16 protein-coding genes and 2 pseudogenes are annotated in these 17,525 nt (G+C 63.5%); 7 read left to right on the forward strand and 11 right to left on the reverse strand.

What is annotated here, in order from left to right:
* Positions 1 to 1,539 (forward strand): DHA2 family efflux MFS transporter permease subunit, encoded by a 1,539-nt coding sequence (locus A9Z05_RS06200; protein ID WP_069617316.1) that lies wholly within the window; start codon positions 1 to 3, stop codon positions 1,537 to 1,539.
* Positions 1,540 to 1,751: 212 nt separating this feature from the next.
* Here the strand turns inward: A9Z05_RS06200 and A9Z05_RS06205 are convergent, their stop codons facing one another.
* Genes A9Z05_RS06205 through A9Z05_RS06225 form a run of 5 tightly spaced genes read right to left on the reverse strand, consistent with a single transcriptional unit; the run spans position 1,752 to position 5,334 of the window.
* The gene (locus A9Z05_RS06205) at positions 1,752 to 2,063 is read right to left on the reverse strand and encodes a DUF1330 domain-containing protein (RefSeq protein ID WP_047902672.1); all 312 of its coding nucleotides are present in this window, start codon (positions 2,061 to 2,063) and stop codon (positions 1,752 to 1,754) included.
* The gene (locus A9Z05_RS06210) at positions 2,060 to 2,410 is read right to left on the reverse strand and encodes a non-heme iron oxygenase ferredoxin subunit (protein ID WP_069617317.1); all 351 of its coding nucleotides are present in this window, start codon (positions 2,408 to 2,410) and stop codon (positions 2,060 to 2,062) included. Before A9Z05_RS06210 ends, A9Z05_RS06205 begins: the two co-directional genes overlap by 4 nt.
* Before the next feature lie 14 nt (positions 2,411 to 2,424).
* Positions 2,425 to 2,952 carry an aromatic-ring-hydroxylating dioxygenase subunit beta gene (locus A9Z05_RS06215; protein WP_069617318.1) on the reverse strand — a complete coding sequence of 176 codons (528 nt, stop codon included), beginning with the start codon at positions 2,950 to 2,952 and terminating at the stop codon, positions 2,425 to 2,427.
* On the reverse strand, positions 2,953 to 4,212 hold the full coding sequence (locus tag A9Z05_RS06220) for a Rieske 2Fe-2S domain-containing protein (RefSeq protein WP_050018149.1): 1,260 nt from the start codon (positions 4,210 to 4,212) through the stop codon (positions 2,953 to 2,955).
* 15 nt (positions 4,213 to 4,227) lie between these two features.
* The gene (locus A9Z05_RS06225) at positions 4,228 to 5,334 is read right to left on the reverse strand and encodes a 3-deoxy-7-phosphoheptulonate synthase (protein WP_084044140.1); all 1,107 of its coding nucleotides are present in this window, start codon (positions 5,332 to 5,334) and stop codon (positions 4,228 to 4,230) included.
* Between the two features lie 206 nt (positions 5,335 to 5,540).
* On the opposite strand from A9Z05_RS06225, the gene A9Z05_RS06230 reads away from it, so the two are divergent.
* A complete protein-coding gene (locus A9Z05_RS06230) occupies positions 5,541 to 5,981 on the forward strand; it encodes a thioesterase family protein (RefSeq protein ID WP_069617320.1) in 441 nt (146 codons plus the stop codon).
* A gap of 40 nt (positions 5,982 to 6,021) precedes the next feature.
* Here A9Z05_RS06230 and A9Z05_RS06235 read toward each other — a convergent pair.
* Together A9Z05_RS06235 and A9Z05_RS06240 are read right to left on the reverse strand one after the other, a co-directional pair.
* A pseudogene (locus A9Z05_RS06235) lies at positions 6,022 to 6,219 on the reverse strand (LuxR C-terminal-related transcriptional regulator); the annotation flags it as partial.
* Between the two features lie 309 nt (positions 6,220 to 6,528).
* Positions 6,529 to 7,467: a LysR family transcriptional regulator gene (locus tag A9Z05_RS06240; RefSeq protein ID WP_069617321.1), complete on the reverse strand. Its 939-nt coding sequence runs from the start codon at positions 7,465 to 7,467 to the stop codon at positions 6,529 to 6,531.
* Between the two features lie 2,092 nt (positions 7,468 to 9,559).
* On the opposite strand from A9Z05_RS06240, the gene A9Z05_RS35950 reads away from it, so the two are divergent.
* The 5 genes and pseudogenes from A9Z05_RS35950 to A9Z05_RS06255 all read left to right on the forward strand — a co-directional run bounded on the left by A9Z05_RS35950 (position 9,560) and on the right by A9Z05_RS06255 (position 13,310).
* Complete coding sequence (locus tag A9Z05_RS35950; RefSeq protein WP_141723380.1) at positions 9,560 to 10,267, forward strand: hypothetical protein; 708 nt, start codon at positions 9,560 to 9,562, stop codon at positions 10,265 to 10,267.
* Positions 10,268 to 10,276: 9 nt separating this feature from the next.
* The gene (locus tag A9Z05_RS34185) at positions 10,277 to 11,137 is read left to right on the forward strand and encodes a hypothetical protein (RefSeq protein ID WP_084044141.1); all 861 of its coding nucleotides are present in this window, start codon (positions 10,277 to 10,279) and stop codon (positions 11,135 to 11,137) included.
* A 453-nt stretch (positions 11,138 to 11,590) separates the two neighbouring features.
* Positions 11,591 to 11,818: a DUF2945 domain-containing protein gene (locus A9Z05_RS06245; RefSeq protein WP_069617322.1), complete on the forward strand. Its 228-nt coding sequence runs from the start codon at positions 11,591 to 11,593 to the stop codon at positions 11,816 to 11,818.
* Positions 11,815 to 12,454 (forward strand): annotated as a pseudogene (locus A9Z05_RS06250) (DUF488 family protein). The gene A9Z05_RS06245 and the pseudogene A9Z05_RS06250 overlap by 4 nt, the downstream one beginning before the upstream one ends.
* A gap of 118 nt (positions 12,455 to 12,572) precedes the next feature.
* Positions 12,573 to 13,310 carry a sulfite exporter TauE/SafE family protein gene (locus tag A9Z05_RS06255; protein WP_069617323.1) on the forward strand — a complete coding sequence of 246 codons (738 nt, stop codon included), beginning with the start codon at positions 12,573 to 12,575 and terminating at the stop codon, positions 13,308 to 13,310.
* Positions 13,311 to 13,358: 48 nt separating this feature from the next.
* Here the strand turns inward: A9Z05_RS06255 and A9Z05_RS06260 are convergent, their stop codons facing one another.
* The 4 genes from A9Z05_RS06260 to A9Z05_RS06275 form a co-directional block, all read right to left on the reverse strand.
* On the reverse strand, positions 13,359 to 13,937 hold the full coding sequence (locus tag A9Z05_RS06260; protein WP_069617324.1) for an NnrU family protein: 579 nt from the start codon (positions 13,935 to 13,937) through the stop codon (positions 13,359 to 13,361).
* Positions 13,938 to 14,242: 305 nt separating this feature from the next.
* Positions 14,243 to 14,866 (reverse strand): TfoX/Sxy family protein, encoded by a 624-nt coding sequence (locus A9Z05_RS06265; RefSeq protein WP_069617325.1) that lies wholly within the window; start codon positions 14,864 to 14,866, stop codon positions 14,243 to 14,245.
* Positions 14,863 to 15,972 carry a malate/lactate/ureidoglycolate dehydrogenase gene (locus A9Z05_RS06270; protein WP_069617326.1) on the reverse strand — a complete coding sequence of 370 codons (1,110 nt, stop codon included), beginning with the start codon at positions 15,970 to 15,972 and terminating at the stop codon, positions 14,863 to 14,865. The genes A9Z05_RS06265 and A9Z05_RS06270 overlap by 4 nt, the downstream gene beginning before the upstream one ends.
* A 73-nt stretch (positions 15,973 to 16,045) precedes the next feature.
* Positions 16,046 to 17,500 carry a M20 family metallopeptidase gene (locus A9Z05_RS06275; RefSeq protein WP_069617327.1) on the reverse strand — a complete coding sequence of 485 codons (1,455 nt, stop codon included), beginning with the start codon at positions 17,498 to 17,500 and terminating at the stop codon, positions 16,046 to 16,048.
* Between the last annotated feature and the right edge of the window lie 25 nt (positions 17,501 to 17,525).

The raw sequence follows: 17,525 nt of genomic DNA on the forward strand, positions 1-17,525 counted from the left end.
ATGCGCTTCTTCACCCGGAACGCGGCGCCGAAACTGCCGCTGGAGCCGCTCGCCGGCATGCCGCTGGCGCTCGTCGCGATCGCGGTCAGCGTCGCGAATTTCATGCAGACGCTCGACCTGACGATCGCGAACGTCGCCGTCCCGACCATCGCGGGCGATCTCGGCGTCGCCCCGGACATGGGCACGTGGATGCTGACCTCGTTCGCGACGCCGCTCGCGATCACGCTGCCGCTCACCGGCTGGCTCACGCAGCGCTTCGGCCAGGTGCGGCTGTTCCGCGTGTCGGTGCTGCTGTTCGTGCTCACGTCGGTCCTGTGCGGGATGGCGCCGAACTTCGAGTCGCTGCTGCTGTTTCGCGCGCTCCAGGGCGCCGCGTCGGGCCCGATCACCGCGCTGTCGCAGGCGCTGCTGCTCGCGGTATTCCCGTCGGCGCGCCGCCACGTCGCACTGGCCGTGTGGCAGACCACGACGTTCGTCGCGCCGGTGCTCGGGCCGATCGCCGGCGGCTGGATCACCGACAACCTGAGCTGGCCGTACATCTTCTACGTGAACGTGCCGCCGGGCGTGCTCGTGCTGGGCGTGCTCGCGCGGCTGCTGAAGGGACGCGACAACGCGACGCGGCGCTTGCCGGTCGACGTCGTCGGGCTGCTGCTGCTCACCGCCGCGTTCGGTTCGTTCCAGTTGCTGCTCGATCGCGGCCAGAACCTCGACTGGTTCGCCTCCGACGAAATTCGCATGCTGGCGGTCGTGAGCATCGTGTCGTTCGTCGCGCTGATCCTCTGGGAGCTGACCGACAACCATCCGATCGTCGACCTGCGGCTGTTCGCGGACCGCGACTTCACGACGAGCACGCTCGCGATCACGGTCGGCTTCGGGCTCTACTTCGGCGCGCTGGTGCTCGTGCCGCTGTGGCTGCAGACCCAGCAGGGATACACGGCCACCTGGGCCGGCATCGCCACCGCGCCGCTCGGCGTCGCGGGGATCGTGATCGCGCCGCTGCTCGGCCGCTTCCAGGGCCGCACCGACCCGCGCCTGCTCGCGACCGTCGCGCTCGTCGGCTGGGGCGCCGCGTCGTTCTGGCGCATGCATTTCAACAGCGACGTGACCCTCGGCGACATCGCCGCCAATTCGTTGCTGATGGGCGCCGCCACCGCGTTCTTCATCACGCCGCTCGTGTCGCTGTCGCTCGCCGGGCTGCCCCGCGAGCGGCTGCCCGCGGCATCCGGGCTGCAGAACGCGCTGCGCCGGATCGGCACCAGCGTCGCGACCTCGGTCGCGCCGACCTACTTCGAGCGTCGTTCCCGCGTGCACAACACCTATCTCGTCGACCACATCACGCCGTACGATTTCGCGTCCGGCGACTGGTTCGCGCGGCTCGATCACGCGGGGCTGTCGCCGTCCGGCGCGCTCGCGTCGGTCTCGCATGCGATCGACGTCGAAGCGCACATGCTCGCGCTGAACGATTTCTCGTTCGGCTGCCTGCTGCTGTTCGGCGCGACGCTGCTGGCGGTCTGGTCGATCCGCTACCGTCATGCGTGACGTCGTGAACGGAAACCGCCGGAAGCCGTGTCGCCCGGCGGAGCGATCGACCGGGTAACCGGACGACAGGCGGCGGAAATCTCCGCCGGATCGCATTGCCGTCATCGATGAATCGACGGCGCGGGCCGCATTCGACGGCGCCCCGAATGAAAAAAGGGTGCCGCGCCGATCGACACGGCGCGGCACCCCCTCGACTTCAACTTCGACTTCGCTTAACGCGGATCGCCGGCCGCCGGCACGTAGCCGTCGGCCAGGATGCCGATCGTCCGCGCGGCCGGCTCGCGCAGACGCTTGGCCGCCTGATAGCCCTCCGACCGATACCACTCGCGGGCGCGCTCCGCCGACTCGAATTCGAGCACGACGACGCGCTTCGGCGCCCAGTCTCCTTCCAGCGTCTCGACTTCGGCGCCGCGCACCAGGAAGCGCCCGCCGTACGCGGCCACCGTCGGCGCGCCGAGCCGGCGGTAGGCCTGGTACGCATCGACGTCGTGCACGTCGATATCGAACACAACGTACGCGCTCATGATCGCGCCTCCGCCGGCGTCGCCGCATCGGCCGGCGCGAGCTGCACGAACACGCGGCCGTTCTCGATCTTCACCGGATAGGTGTGCACGCACGTCGTCAGCGGCGCGCACAGCGCAATGCCGGTCCGCACGCTGAAGCGCCCCTGATGCAGCGGGCATTCGATCTCGTCGTCGAGCAGGAAGCCGTCGCTCAATCGCGCGTCGCCATGCGTGCACTGGTTCTCGGTCGCGAAGATCTCGTCGCCGACCGCATACAGCGCGATGTCGCGGCCGCCCACCCAGACGCCGAGTATTCCGTCGGCGCGCACCGCTTCCGGCGCGACCGCATCGATCCATTCCGTAGTCACTTTCGGCACCTCGTTCAGATCGGATAAATCAGCGAGTTCGGAATCATCTCGCTGTCGTACACGCAAATGCGCGACTCGAAACGCAGCCCGTGCGGCGTACGCACGATCCGGTCCAGGTAGCGCCCGGTGTTGTACACGTCGCTCATCTGCTCGGTCTTCGTGCGCAGCACCGCGTAGTTCGTCTCCGCCTCGATCACCGCGTCGTCGAGATACGTGATGAACGGCAGCCCGATCACGTGGCGCTGGTAGTACGGATCGAAGAACAGCGTCTCCTTGATCCCGTAGACGCGATCCTTCAGCATGCCCTTGCTCTCGAAGTCCATCACCGCGAGGGGCAGGTTGCGCTCGTGGTTCTCGCGCGGCACCACCGTGTACCGGCATTGCTCGACGAAGAATTCCGGCCATGCGTCCCAGTCGCCGCCGTCGAGCACGGCCGCGTACCGCGCATTGAACTGGACGAGTGAATAGAAATCCTCGAAGTTCGCGCCGCCCGCGTGCGGCTCGGCGGACGGCCGTGCCGTTCGTGTCGTGATCGTGCTCATTCAGGCCTCCATCACTTGGCGCCAGTACTGGTACATGCCGCGCACCAGCGTTTCGCTGACCATGTGTTCGGTCTGCTCGTCGATCTGCCGGCCGCCGAGCTCGTTGTAAACGTTGCCGTGCTGAATCTGCTCGAAGCTCTGCTGCACGCATTCGATGACCTCGCCGTCGTCCGCCGACACGAAGCCGGCAGGCCCGAACAGATTGGCCTGACGCAGCCGGCGCCGCGTCATCTCCTCCGTGTCGGTCTCGAAACCGAAATGCGTCCACACGTAGTCGAACACGCCCGGGCCGATCGGCCGGATGCGACGCGTCGACAACGCATTGACCTGCTGCTGGATGATGACGCTCGGCATCAGCGTGAGCATCACGACCGTCGGATCGCCCCACCACGGTTCGTGCACGACATCGAGGAAGCGGTCGTCGTGCAGCGTCATGCGCTCCTTGAAGCTCGTCACGTTGTGGGTCACCTCGCCGCCGCCGCCGCCGCTGCGGATCGACACCATCGCGCCATGCCGGTGATGCGCATCGGTCACGAGCCGGGCGGGATTGTCCGCGCGCCACAGGCCGAAGTTGACGAACCAGGTATGCAGCAACCCCGCGTGATACGGATCCTTGATGTTCTCGACCATCAGCTTCCAGTTGCTCGGCACGCGCTGCCGCGTGTAGCCCAGCACGGTCAGCTTCGGGCCGTGGAACAGGCGATCGTAGTAAGGCAGGATGCGCGGGCCGAGGAAGTCCTCGAACGATTCGACGTTCTCGTCGAACGACGCGAACACGGCGCCGCCGCGCGTCGACACGCGCAGGCGCCGCAGCGCATGCTTGCCGGGCTCGAAATCCGCCGGCATGCCGCCGTTGATCGTGCCGCCCTGACGCACGCCGCGCCGGAACGGCACACCGATCAGGTTGCCCTTCAGGTCGTAGTTCCACTGGTGATACGGGCAGTGGAAATCCTTCGCTTTCCCCGAGCGCTCGCGGCAGAACTGCATGCCGCGGTGCGCGCACGCGTTTTCGAAGACGACGATCTCGCCGTCCTCCGTGCGCGTCATCACGACGGATCGCTCGCCGACTTCCGTGCGCTGGAAATCGCCGGGGGACGGCACTTCGGCTTCGAGGCCGATGTAGCACCAGTGATTCGCATAGAACAGGCGCTCGAGTTCCCGCTGGTACAGCGCTTCACTCGTATACGCCTCGTATGGCGTGCGGCTGGCGCCGTCGCCTTTCCAGTCGAGCGCGCGGGCGATGTCGATGGGTGAGTTCAAGAGAGCTCCTTTCATTCAGTAAGAAACGGCCTGCATCGCGACGGCGGCGCCGTGCGCGATGAAGCCGGCTGGCGAACGCCGCCGCGCAACCGCCGCGGCAGCCAACTGCTCGACGAGTTCGGCCGTGTGATCCCAGCCGAGACATGCGTCGGTGATGCTTTGGCCGAATACCGGCGGCGTGCCCGGCACCAGGTCCTGCCGCCCCTCGACAAGGAACGACTCGATCATCACGCCCACGATCGCGCGCTCCCCGCGATGCAGTTGCGCGGCGACGTTGCCGCAGACGTCGATCTGCGCGCGGGTCTGCTTGCCGCTGTTGCCATGGCTGGCGTCGATCACGACATACGGGGGAAGATGGGCGTCGCGCAGCGCGGCGCAGGCGGCCGCGACGCTGGCGGCGTCGTAGTTCGGCGTCTTGCCGCCGCGCAGGACGATATGCGTGTCGGGATTGCCGCGCGTGGTCGCGATTTCCACGCTGCCGGACACGGACGACCTCAGGTAGCTGTGCGACGCCCGCGATGCGCGGATCGCGTCGATCGCGACCTTCACGTTGCCGTCGGTGCCGTTCTTGAAGCCGACCGGCAGGTCGAGCCCCGATGCCGCCTGGCGATGGATCTGCGATTCGGTCGTGCGCGCGCCGATCGCGCCCCACGACACGAGGTCGTCGAGATACGGCGCGGTCATCGGATCGAGAAATTCGGTCGCGGCCGGCAAGCCCAGCGCATTGATGCCGAGCAGCACCTTGCGCGCAACGCGCAGGCCGTCCTCGATCCGGAAACTGCCGTCGAGATACGGGTCGTTCAGCAGCCCTTTCCAGCCGACCGTGGTGCGCGGCTTTTCGAAATAGACGCGCATCACGATCTCGAGCACGTCGGCGTACCGCTCGCGCAGCGGCGCGAGCCGGCGCGCGAACGCCAGCGCGGCGTCCGCATCATGGATCGAGCACGGGCCGACGATCAGCGCCAGCCGGTCGTCGTCGCCCGCGATGATGCGCGCCAATGCGCGCCGCGCATCGCCGATCGACCGTGCCAGGCCGGGATCGCAGGGCAACTCGGTGCGCAACCGCTGCGCACTGATCACCGCCACGCCTTGCGTCAACGCTGCCTCAACGGATTTTTCCATTTAACGCTCCACTCTCGCTGATCGGATGCCGATTTACGGAGCCAATTAGAGCGCGGTCAAATCGCCGGTGATACTGTCATTTATCTCAGAAGCATTTCACATAGTGGATATCTGTGATTTCCGACAGTATTCCGATATGCGGTTCACGTCTAACTTAACTCCTGCCAAAAACGTTCTCACCAGCCGTTCTGCCAAGGAGCCTCGTAATGACAAGAAAATATTTTGAAACCCGAATCGACGTGAAGTATCGGGAAACGGACGCGATGGGCCATGTGAGCAGCCCCGTCTATTACGACTATCTGCAGCACGCATACCTGACCTACATGCACGATCTGCTCGAGCTGCCCTATTCGGAAAAGCTGCCGCACATCATGGTCAAGACCTCGTGCGAATATCTGAAGCCCGCGCAGTACGGCGATACGATCACGGTCCGCAGCAGCGTCACGCGCTTCGGCTCGAAGAGCTTCGAACTGGAATACCTGATGGTGCGCGACGGGCAGGCGGGCACCGAGGATTCGGCCGATGATCCGGCCGTGGTCGCGCGGGCCGTGTCCACGCATGTGATGTTCGACTACGGCAGCAAGACCACGGTGCCGGTGCCGGAAGAGTTCAGAACGCGCGTGCTGTCGTTCCAGGGCGCGATCTGATGCCGCAACCGGGGGTCCGCGACGGACGCCCCGGTACCGTTCAAGCAAACACGATCAGGCCCATCAACACGGCTTTCACGACCGCATTGGTCTTGTTGGACGCGTTGAGCTTGACGATCGATCTCGAAATATGGAAGTTGATCGTCCGCTCGGTCAGGCCGAGAATGATGCCGATCTCATAGGCGGTCTTCCCTTCCGCCGCCCATCGCAACACCTCGCATTCGCGCATGCTCAGCGCGACATCCACGGGAGCCGCTATATTCGCCGCACACTGAATCATTCGTTTCTCCATCCAGAATAAGACGCCAATGTTTCAGATTCGTTATTTCCACCGTTCACCTCAATTCACATACCCCTCGGATTGGATATTTATTCTTTAAAGGCGTCACGAATATTCGGCGAATTCACATGCAACGATCGTCCCACGCATTATCTCCGGCGTTGTCACAATGGATTCGAGCATACCGAATCGATTTACGCTGCGGAAGATGCACGAGACGCAATGTATCAATGACGTTGACGCACGCCACCAGAGTTGCATGACGCGTCACATCGAAGCGACCGCGTGACAAGCGGGTGCGATCGCCTCGGCCACGCGCGGCGCGCAGATACCGCGCACGCAATCGCGCAGCCAGCGATGCGCGGGGTCGCGATCGAAACGCGGGTGCCAGATCTGCGAGACGGTCAGGTCCGCGATCGGCAACGGCAGCGTGAAGCTGTACATGCCGACGCGGGACCGTTCGGTCTGCCGCTCCGGCACGCTCGCGACGAAGTCCGAACTGCGCGCGAGCGACAGCGCGGTCGGAAAGCTCGACACGACGGTGGTCACCGAGCGCGCGATGCCGAGCGAATCGAGCAGCGTATCGATCGGGCCGTTGAACTGCCCGCGGCGCGACACGCTCACTTGCGGAAACGATGCGAAGCGTTGCGGCGTGATTTCGCCGGTCGCCAGCGGATGATCGGCGCGGACCACGCCGATGAAGCGGTCGCGAAACAGCGCCTGCACGCGCAGCTCCGGGCCGGCCTGGCCGATCACGCCGACCTCGAGATCGATGTCGCCGTTGCGCAGCGCGTCGACATGCTTGTTGGGTTTCGGCGCGAAGCGCAGCCGCACGTCGGGCGCGGCGCGCGACGCGTGTTCGAGCAGCGCCGGCGCGAAGGTCTCGACGAATGCCTCGTTCGCGCGAATCGAGAACGTGCGCTTGAGCGTGCTCATGTCGACCCGTTCGCACGGACACATGACCGAATGCGCCTCCACGACGAGCGCATGCACCCTGTCGCGCAACTCGAGCGCGCGCGGAGTCGGGACGAGATCGCGCCCGGCCCGCACCAGCAACGGGTCGCCCGTCATCACCCGCAAGCGTGCGAGCGAGCGGCTGAGGGCGGACGGACTGAGGCCGAGCGCGTTGGCCGCGCCCACGACGCTGTTCTCGGACAGCAATGCGTCCAGAACGACGAGAAGATTGAGGTCGATGGAAGTCGCCATGTTGCGCTCTTGCTGTACTGTCGGGACCGGCCGGCCGATGGGCCGACGGCATCGTGCCTCGGGCGCATGTGCTCCGTGATTCGCGATAGACCGGAAATCGGCAGTCGCGCCGCCGAGCCCGACGCACGAATCGTGCGTCCGCCGAAATGGCGGGCAGCGAATGGCGGGGAGTATTCGTGCCGCTGAGAAAATCCGCTACGGATTTATTGCACTTGTGAACGATTGTGCACCGCGCTGCAATAAATCGCAACCTGACGCGATGCGTATCGGGTTTAAATGAAACGATGCGCGCGAATGAACAATAAAACAAAACCGTTTTCGACTGTGTCGATCCGCGCATCGCGCACGCAAGCCGGCAGTGAAGCAGGGCCCGCGGCGGCAAAGCCTGGGCGGGCGTCACCGGACGCCGCATGCCCGGCCGGCACGGCTTCCGCGCGAAGCACCGCACATTCCCGCACATCGCGATCGAATATCAGAACATTTAGACGCTTCTATTGACTTTCACACCGATATTCCGCGCTGGCTCGCATACGTTTCACGAAACCTATTCGATCGGCGGATTCGCGCAGGTCTTCCCGCGATATGAGATAACCTGCTGGATTGTCCGGCCTGCCCCTTTTGTGACTCGATCGATATTTCACTTGTCCGGTGACGTTTGGTCCTATCCGCGCTGCCCGAGTCTTGACCCTGGTCAAAATTGTGGCATCACCCGATCAATTGTTTCACGGGCGCCCCGCCACCGACCTCACCGGCGCACCGAGCCGGGCCAAACGGTTGTCACATTCAGCAAGAAAATTCGAATATTTGTCGGGCTAGCGCCACTGCAAACTTAACACCGCTCTTTCGGTTGCGACCTTCAGGGGTTCGTTGTAACCGCTATCGCCGAGCGCTTGCCCGCTACGATGTAGTGTTGTCGCCCGGCAAACCGGAAAGGATTGCTCCGATAATCCACCGATGATGTCCCAGCGGCTCTTTGCTCTCGATATCTTAGCGGGCGAGCCGTGCCGTGATGCCACGTTTCTTCAAGCAATGTCGGCACCCTCGGCAGTCGTAGCCTATGTCCGGGGCAGCCTGCTGAGCCACGTGTGCAACCGCGCCATCTCGACCCGGCATCGCCGGAATAGCATTGAGCGTTGCTCCAAACGCCATCGAGTCATGTCGGTGGCACCTGTGACCGCCTGCAGAATGTCACGAGTGCCAGCCTGCTCATCGCCTCGACCGTGAACTGTTTCGGTGTCCGACGCTAACAGCTTGCCCAAAAAGTTAGCATCCCATATGAATCTCTATGAACCCGTCTCCTAGCGCCATCCGCGCGATTTGCTGGAGGCTCGCCTGGCAATTCTGCCGGGTTCAAGTCATCGATCGTGCCCGTGGACCGCAACCTCGGTAGGGTTAAAGCATCTTCCGCTTGCAACACCATCCGAAATCGGCTAACAATGCGAAAGCACAACGAAAGAATTGCGAAATTATCTTGTAGTAATGCCGAACGGGTTTTTGATCTTTGGAGGCATGGACTTTGACTTGCGCAATTCGCATGGGACCGTGCGGATCCAATCGGCCTATCTCGGAATTACCTTGATGTTGAGGGATGTCTTATCCAAGGCTGCATGACACTTCGCGGTGTTAGATAAAGCAACAACTCTCGTGGCGCCTTATTCATCAACTTGTTTCGCAGTTCTATGTAAATAATAGTATGGAGCGTGCACCCTCAAGCGATTGACGGGCGATCTACGGCCGCGAGGTACCAGACGCAGTGCGCGATCAGCGTGATCGATTTCGGACTGAACAAGCTGATTCGCGCGACGCATGTCCGCACCGTCAAAGGCCCGGATGTCATCCGGTTCGTCGACAGCCTGCCAGGCGTCCCTTATTGCGACAGAACCGACTTTATCGACCGCTCATCAAAAAAATTCACATAACTAGGTCAATCGGCAACCAACCGACCGTTTAACCCCCCCACAAAAAACTTATCTCTCGCCAATCACGGCGAAAGATATTTTTTGTCAAATTATTTCAACACCCAGGAGGGCAAATGAAATTATTGTGGTGACCAATTATGCGAATTTTTATTATAAATTATGCAGATAAATTCATGAGAAAAATCACCAAAATAGCGACTGCCACTATTTTTTTAACGATATTTAAAAACAGTGTATTCGCACAAAACATCCTACCACCCATCAACATCAATGCATCTAGTTGGAAGGGGATGCCTTCTGATTTTATGGGTGACATTGGACCACCATCCAACGGGCCATCTGTTTTCGCGCAAGCCTACATCCCTTTCGGACCGAAAATGAAATGCGATTTCACAAGATCCCTCAAAATGGATTTGATGAATGTCAAAAGTTGCGACCTAAACAATCCGCCTGACATCGGTCGCTTCAGTATCGAACAGCAATTGGCGCGCAACCAGCCGATCCGGGCAGGCGTTCGGCTTGTTTGGCCAAATTATGCCAAACTTCAGAACGGATGCGGCCCCGCCAATGGTTGGATAAGGCATATCATTCCGAACAGCATCGGAGGATTCGATTTTACTGGAGCATGCAATGCCCATGACGTATGTTACGGTAGCGGGATCAGAAAGGGCGAATGCGATGACAAATTCGATTCCGATATGCGCGGAATCTGCGGTGGAAATGGTTTCTGCAATTCCGCAGCAGATATCTATTCCAAGGCCGTTCGTGACCATGGACAATCGGCATGGGAAGAAGCACAGGATCAGTACAAGTGTGCCATGTACGGAGCCATGCGTGGGCACATTAGTCAATTCCTGCAATATAATTGGTGCCAGCTTTAAGGGACGAAAATGAATAATACAGTTAAATTATTAATTGCAGTAGTTCTTTTGTTGATTGCGTACTTCGGCTACCGATCGACACGGGAACCCGCGCCTGCCGCGAAGATTGTTGACGAAAAAATCAGTACCGAAAGCGGCGCAATCAATTTCGGCAACCAACAGCCGGTTGCCGAGAAGAAGGGAGAAATCTCGATTCCGAAAAAGTTTCAGCTCGCGGAGGCATCCGCGCCCGATAAATTCGAGACGGATGAAGATTTGAAAAATTCTTTCAATGGGTCAGATCGTTTAATCATGGATGAATTCTACAAGAATTTCAATGGAAATATCATTGCCTTCAACCGTCCCGGACAGTATGCATGGTTAGTAAAGAATGGCTACCCGCTCCCCGAAGATGTTATAGCCGCTCACCAAATGAGCTCTGAAGATTTGGGGAAATTGGTTGAAGAAGGAAACTTCAAAGCCAGCTACTTTTATCTCATACGAGAAGTTTTTAACAAAAACCCTGACACATACTTCAATGACTTGAAAATAAATGGCCAGGATGGATCGCTGGTAAAAAGGAACAGCATGGCTGAACAGACCATATTGAAGAGCGGCTCGCCTTTCATCGGATATATTTGGGGGATGAGAAATTATCAGAATGGCAAAAATCCAGAAAGCTTGTATGCAGGTTATGCCTTGGCGGCCATCATGGGTGACGGACGTGCATTGAATGAAGTCGCCATGATTCCACAAGGGGAGTTTTCACAACGATCCTTTGTATCCAGTTTGTCCAGTTACATCGACATGGTGAAAATGGCAAATCCTAGCGCCTTCGCGGGCAGAACGAGTCAATTTCCGGACATGTATAGCGTTGGTGTAAGACAATAATTGAAGATGAAGCCCGGTTTGTGCCGGGCTTTTTGTGTGCGCCCGACACGGGCACGCTTCGAGTTAAAGTCAAATATGGTGCGTCGGCACGATCAAGGGGGGCCAGCTGTTGCTGCGCCGGCCTGCTGTCGGTTACCGAGACGTCGTCTTTAAACGCGATTCCACCGAGCATCTCCGCAAGCTTCTCAACGCACCGAGATACGTGCGAAATCACCTATTACGTCGTTGATTCCTTCGATCTCCGTCTCCGATTTCACCGATCGGGACATTTCCCCCAATCGCGCGACATGGGTTCGTCGGTCTCGTTGTGCAGGCAACACAGCGCCGCGCGGCCGTCTATGTCTTTCTCCGCGAACGGTCGTGGCCGATAATGGACACGCCGTTCGTCCCGGCATGACGACACACGTCGCGAGGATCGACGGACACGGCAACCGCGCCAGGAGGACCCGCCGCATGACCACCTCATTCAAGCTGGGCGACCACGTCCGCTGGAATTCCGAGGCCGGCTACGTGACCGGCACGATCATCGCGATCCACACCGCCGACTTCGACTACAACGGCCATCGCCATCGCGCGTCGCCCGACGATCCGCAGTGCCACATCAAGAGCGACCGGACCGACCCTGTCGCCGCGCATCGCGGCCGCGTGCTCGAACGGATCGCCGGCAAGGACCGCGCATGACGCTCCCGTTCTACACGATCGGCCATTCGAACCGCACACTCGACGAATTCGTCGATCTGCTCGATGCGGTCGAGATCACGCTGCTCGCCGATATCCGCAAGATGACGCGTTCGCGCACCAACCCGCAGTTCAACGAAGCGACGCTGCCCGATACGCTCGCCGCCGCCGACATCGCGTACGAACACATCGCCAAACTCGGCGGCCTGCGCGGCAAGTCGCGCGGCATACCCGACGACGTCAACGACTTCTGGACGAACCGCAGCTTTCACCGCTACGCGGATTACGCGCTGTCGCCCGAATTTCACGCGGGCCTAGACCGATTGATCGCCCAGGGGCACGAGCAGCGCTGCGCGATCATGTGTTCGGAAGCCGTGTGGTGGCGCTGTCATCGACGCATTGTGTCCGACTACCTGATCGCGTGCGGCGAAACGGTACTGCACATCATGGGGCGCAACCGCGTGGAACCCGCGTGGAACCCGCGTGGAACCCGCGTGGAACCCGCGTGGAACCCGCGTGGAACCCGCGCGGCTCACGGCCGGCGCAGTCGTCCGGCCCGACGGCACGATCGTCTACCCGAATGTCGACGACGACCACGACAGCGCCGCGCCAGCGAAAGACGCCCCACCGGACGCGTGACATCGCGCACGCGCCCCGCACCGGCTTCCGGCGGCCGCCATCCTGCATTACCATCGTGCGGCCACCCCGCCCGCGCTCGTCCGGCAGCGGGCCCCGCCACCTCTTCCGTTGCGCACCGATGCTCGCTCTCATCATCCTCGCCGGCCTCTGGGCCGGCCTGCAGAACGCCCTCGCGGGCGGCGGTTCGTTCATCACGCTGCCCGCGCTGATCGTGTCGGGCATGTCGCCGCTCGCGGCCAACATCACGTCGACGGTCGCACTGTTCCCCGGTCAGGTCACGACCGGCTGGGCGAGCCGGAACATGGTGAGCGGCGTGGGCAGGCTGCCGTTTCGCGCACTGTTCGCGATCAGCGTGGCCGGCGGCGCGCTCGGCGGCCTGCTGCTGCTGAAAACGCCGTCGTCGATCTTCTCGCACCTGGTGCCGTGGCTCGTGCTGTTCGCGACGGTCGTGTTCGCGTGGGGCAGTTTCTTTCGCAAACCGCGCGCAGGCGCGCAACATCTCGGCCCCGTCGCGGCCGGGGTCTCGCAGTTCCTGATCGCGGTCTACGGCGGCTACTTCGGCGGCGGCATCGGGTTCCTGATGATGGCCGCGCTGACGATGGCCGGCCTGCCGCCGCGTCACGCGATGTCGACGAAGAATGCGCTCGCGGGCGTGATGAACGCATCGGCCGTCGTGCTGTTCGTGACGTCGCCCCAACTGCACTGGCGCGCGGCGATCGCGCTCGGCGCCGGCGCAATCGTCGGCGGCCTGCTCGGCGCGTGGGCGCTGCATCGCGTGAACGAACGCGTGCTGCGCATCGCGATCGTCTGCATCGGCGCGCTGCTGACCGTCGGGTTGTTCGTCAAGCCGATCTGATGCACGCGCGCCGTTGCCGCGGCAACCGGTCCGGCCCGGCGTGCGCGTTCAGCCGAACGGCCGCACGCCGATCAGCGGGCCGTGCAGGAACCGCGCGAACACGGCCCACGCGACGAGCCCGGCCGCAACGGCCGCGACGTCGCCGGCCAGCGCGCCGGCCGGATAGCGGACGCCGTCGCGGCGATCCCGCGCACGCGACACGACAAAATCGACGATCGACCACACGAAGAACGCGCCGAACAGCACGACCGCGTGCACGGTGCCGTTCACGAGCAGGTGCGCAACCGCCCAGACCATCACGCCGGCCAGCATCGGATGCCCGACGAGCGTCTTGATCCGGTTGCGCGGCACGTACGATGCGGCGATCAGCACGAACGCGACGGCGGTCAGCATGCCCGTCAGGTGGCGCACGCCGACCGGCGACACCCACAGCAGCGTCGCGCCCGCGCGGGCGAGCCCGTACCCCCAGACGATCAGCACGAAGCCGACGATCGACGCGATCGCGTAACCGCCCTTCCAGCCCTTCTCGCCGATCCGCTCGATCGTCGCGGACCGCCAGCCGTCGGCGACGATCCGGATCGAATGCACACCGAGGAAGATCGCTAAACCGAGAATCAGGACGAGCATCGGCTGTCTCCGTCTGGAATGATGGGTGGGGAAGCGTTCCACGCGGCGTCCGGTGCGCCGTTCGCGGGGCCGGCGGCGGGGCCGGCGCGGGTCGCGCGAGGCATGGGCGCAACCCGCGCCGATCATAAACGCCGGGGCCGCCGTTGTGAAGCATGCGGGACGTGCGGTGCGTCAAGCTCGATGCATTCACGCACCGGATCGTGCGGGCACATTGGTCGCGCAGCGTGCTGGTCGGCCGCGACGGGCACGCCTGAAAAAGTAAGGAAGGCGAAAACCGCGACGCTGTCGCTTCTCGTGATCGGGAACTACGCCTGCTTGCGCTTCGTCGCGGGTTTCGGTGCCCGCGCGGTCGACGATTGCGATGCCGGATTCGCTTTCTGCGCGGACGCGCGTTTCGATGCCGTGTTCGCCGCCGGTTTCGTTTCCCGTGCCGACGCGGATTTCGTTGCCGGTTTCGTCGCGGGCTTCGCTGCCGGTTTCGTTACCGATTTCGCTGCAGGCTTCGCTGCCGGTTTCGCTGCACGTTTCGACGCGGCCTTCGGCCCCACCCCGGACACCGTCTCCGACGCCACCTTCGCCTTGCGCTTCGGCGGCCCGGCCAGCAGCGCCGCGCGATACGCGCTGCGGCACCAGTCGAACAGCGCGCCCGCATCCTCGAGCACGTCGGCCGGCGTCTCGTAATAGCCCTCGAGCGAGACGGTGCGCGTGGGCCGCGCGTACGAGAACGGCCCCATCCCCGCCGCGACGAACGCCGGCCGGTTCACGTCGTCCACACGCAGGAACAGCGACCCGCGCGACATGAAGCCGAACATCACGCCATCGAGCCGCAACGCCGCCCCGCTGAAGAACCGCGCAACGGCGACCGTACCGAGCGGCGCAAGCTGGTACGCGATTTCCTCGCCGTGCGCCTTCTCCGCCTGCCAGCTCATGCGGGCACCTCGCAGCGCTGCGTCCATGCATCGAGCGCGGCCGCGTCGATGCCGACGGCCGCCGCGCTCTCGCGAATCTGCCGCCACGTCGCGCGGTCGACCGGAATGCCGGTCGTGCCGCGTGCGGCGCGGCTCGCTTCTTCAGGTTCGCCGGGCATCTGCACCGGTGTATCGCCGGCCTGCGGCGACGCCTTCGCCCACGCGACGAACGCATCGGCTTCGCGTTCGGCATCGGCCGCGTCGAACGCTTTCGGATCGATCAGCACCGACAGCATCCCGTTGACGATCGCGCTCGTCTTCTGCAGCGTATCGCCGTACGTCGTATGCCCGCCCACGAGTGCGCCGCCGAAGATCTCGCACATCGCCGCGAGCGCATATCCCTTGTGCAGCCCGAACGGCAGCAACGCGCCGAACGGCTGCTCGTGCATCACGGCCGGATCGTCGGTCGGCTCGCCGCGGTGGTCGATCAGCGACCCGGCCGGCACGCGCTTGCGCTGGTTGTACGCGACCCGCGTCTTGCCGTACGCGATCGCGCTCGTCGCGAAATCGAGCAGCAGCGGCGGCTTGCCCGCACGCGGATACGCGGCGCAGAACGGGTTCGTGCCGAAACGCGGATCGGTGCCGTGCAGCGGCGCGACCAACAGGTCGCCCGGCACGTTGACGAAATGGAAGGACACGAGCCCCGAGCGCGCGCACTGCTCGGCCCAGTGCCCGATGCGGCCGAGGTGATGGACGTCGCGCAGCCCGATCGCGCAGATGCCCATGCGCCGCGCCCGCTCGATCCCTTCGACCATCGCCTCGAACGCGATCACCTGGCCGAAGCCGCGCCCGCCGTCGATCGTCAGCACCGCGCCGCCGTCGCGGACGATCGACGCGTGCGCGTTCAGCTGCAACTGCCCTTCCCGCCACGATGCGACGTAATTCGGGATCATCCCGATCCCGTGCGAATCGTGGCCCGCGAGATTCGCGCCGACCAGATGATCGGCGACGAGCGTCGCCTCGCGCGGATTGCTGCCGGCCCGCTCCCAGAGTGCCGCGACGAACGCATGCAGCGGTTCGGCGCGCATGCGCAGCGGTTCGGTGTCGGGCGTCGGCAGTGCGGTCATCGGCAACACTCCATCCAGTCGGTTCGGGTCGGGCAATAGGTACGTCGAATCGGTACGTCGAACGCTGCGACGCTCAGCGCGCGGTCGCGATCACGTCGGCCACCGCCGCCGTGAGCTTCTTCGCATACGGCACGTGCAGGAACTCGTTCGGGCCGTGTGCGTTCGACTTCGGCCCGAGCACGCCGCACACCATGAATTGCGCGGCGGGAAAGCCTTCCTGCAGCACGTTCATCAGCGGGATCGTGCCGCCGAGCCCCATGTACGCGCAGTCGGCGCCGAAGTGGCGGCGCGACGCGGCGTCGAGCGACGACGCGAGCCACGGCGCGAGATCCGGCGCGCTCCAGCCCGTCGCGGCGCCTGCGTCGGGCTTGAACGTGACTTTCGCGTTGTACGGCGGATCGAGTTCGAGCAGTTCCTTCAGCTGCTGCACGGCCTGCACGGCGTCGACGAGCGGCGGCAGCCGCAGCGACAGCTTGAACGCGGTGCGCGGACGCAGCACGTTGCCCGCATCGGCGAGCGCCGGCATGCCGGCCGCGCCCGTCACCGATAGCGACGGACGCCACGTCGAATTCAGCAGCGCCTCGCGCGGATCGGTCGTGGTCGGCAGCACGGGCTTGCCGTCCTGGCCGCACGCCCAGGGCAGCCCCTTCCACACCGTATCGCCGAGAATCGCGGCGGCCGCTTCGGCTTCGCGCACGCGGCTCGACGGAATCTCGCAATGGAACACGCCCGGCAGCAGATTGCCGTTCTTCGCGTCTTCGAGGCGTTCGAACAACTGGCGCATCACGCGGAAGCTCGACGGCGCGATGCCGCCGTACACGCCCGAGTGGATGCCTTCTTCGAGCACCTCGACCTGCAGGTCGCCGGACACGAGGCCGCGCAGCGACGTGGTGAGCCACATCTGGTCGTAGTTGCCGGCGCCCGAATCGAGGCACACGACGAGCGATACCTGGCCGAGCCGGTCGCGCAATGCGTCGACGTACGGCAGCAGGTCGTAGCTGCCCGACTCTTCGCAGGTCTCGATCAGGCCGACGCAACGCGGCCGCTCGACGCCCTGCTCGTCGAGCGCGCCGAGCGCCGCGAGGCTCGCGTAGATCGCATAGCCGTCGTCCGCGCCGCCGCGGCCGTACAGCTTGCCGTTCTCGAACTTCGGCGTCCACGGGCCGAGATCCGCGCGCCAGCCGTCGAATTCGGGCTGCTTGTCGAGGTGGCCGTACAGCAGGATCGTGTCGGTGCTGCCCGAACGCGTGGCCGGCGACTCGAAGAAGATCACCGGCGTGCGGCCCGGCAGACGCACGATTTCGAGCTTCAGGCCCTTCACGGGCTGCCGTTCGGCCCACTGCGCGGCATCGCCGACGACGCGTTCGAGATAACCGCGCTTCGCCCAGTCGGGGTCGAATGCGGGACTCTTCGCGGGAATCGCGATGTAGTCGGTCAGCGCGTGGAGGATTTCATCGTTCCACTTGCGCTCGATGAAGGTGACGAGCTTGTCATGGTCGAGGACGGGGGTAGTGTCGACGGAAGTCATGGTGGGGTGCCTGGATCGGGCTGAC

It is taken from the genome of Burkholderia sp. A2 (assembly GCF_001729305.1).
Classification (GTDB): domain Bacteria; phylum Pseudomonadota; class Gammaproteobacteria; order Burkholderiales; family Burkholderiaceae; genus Burkholderia; species Burkholderia sola.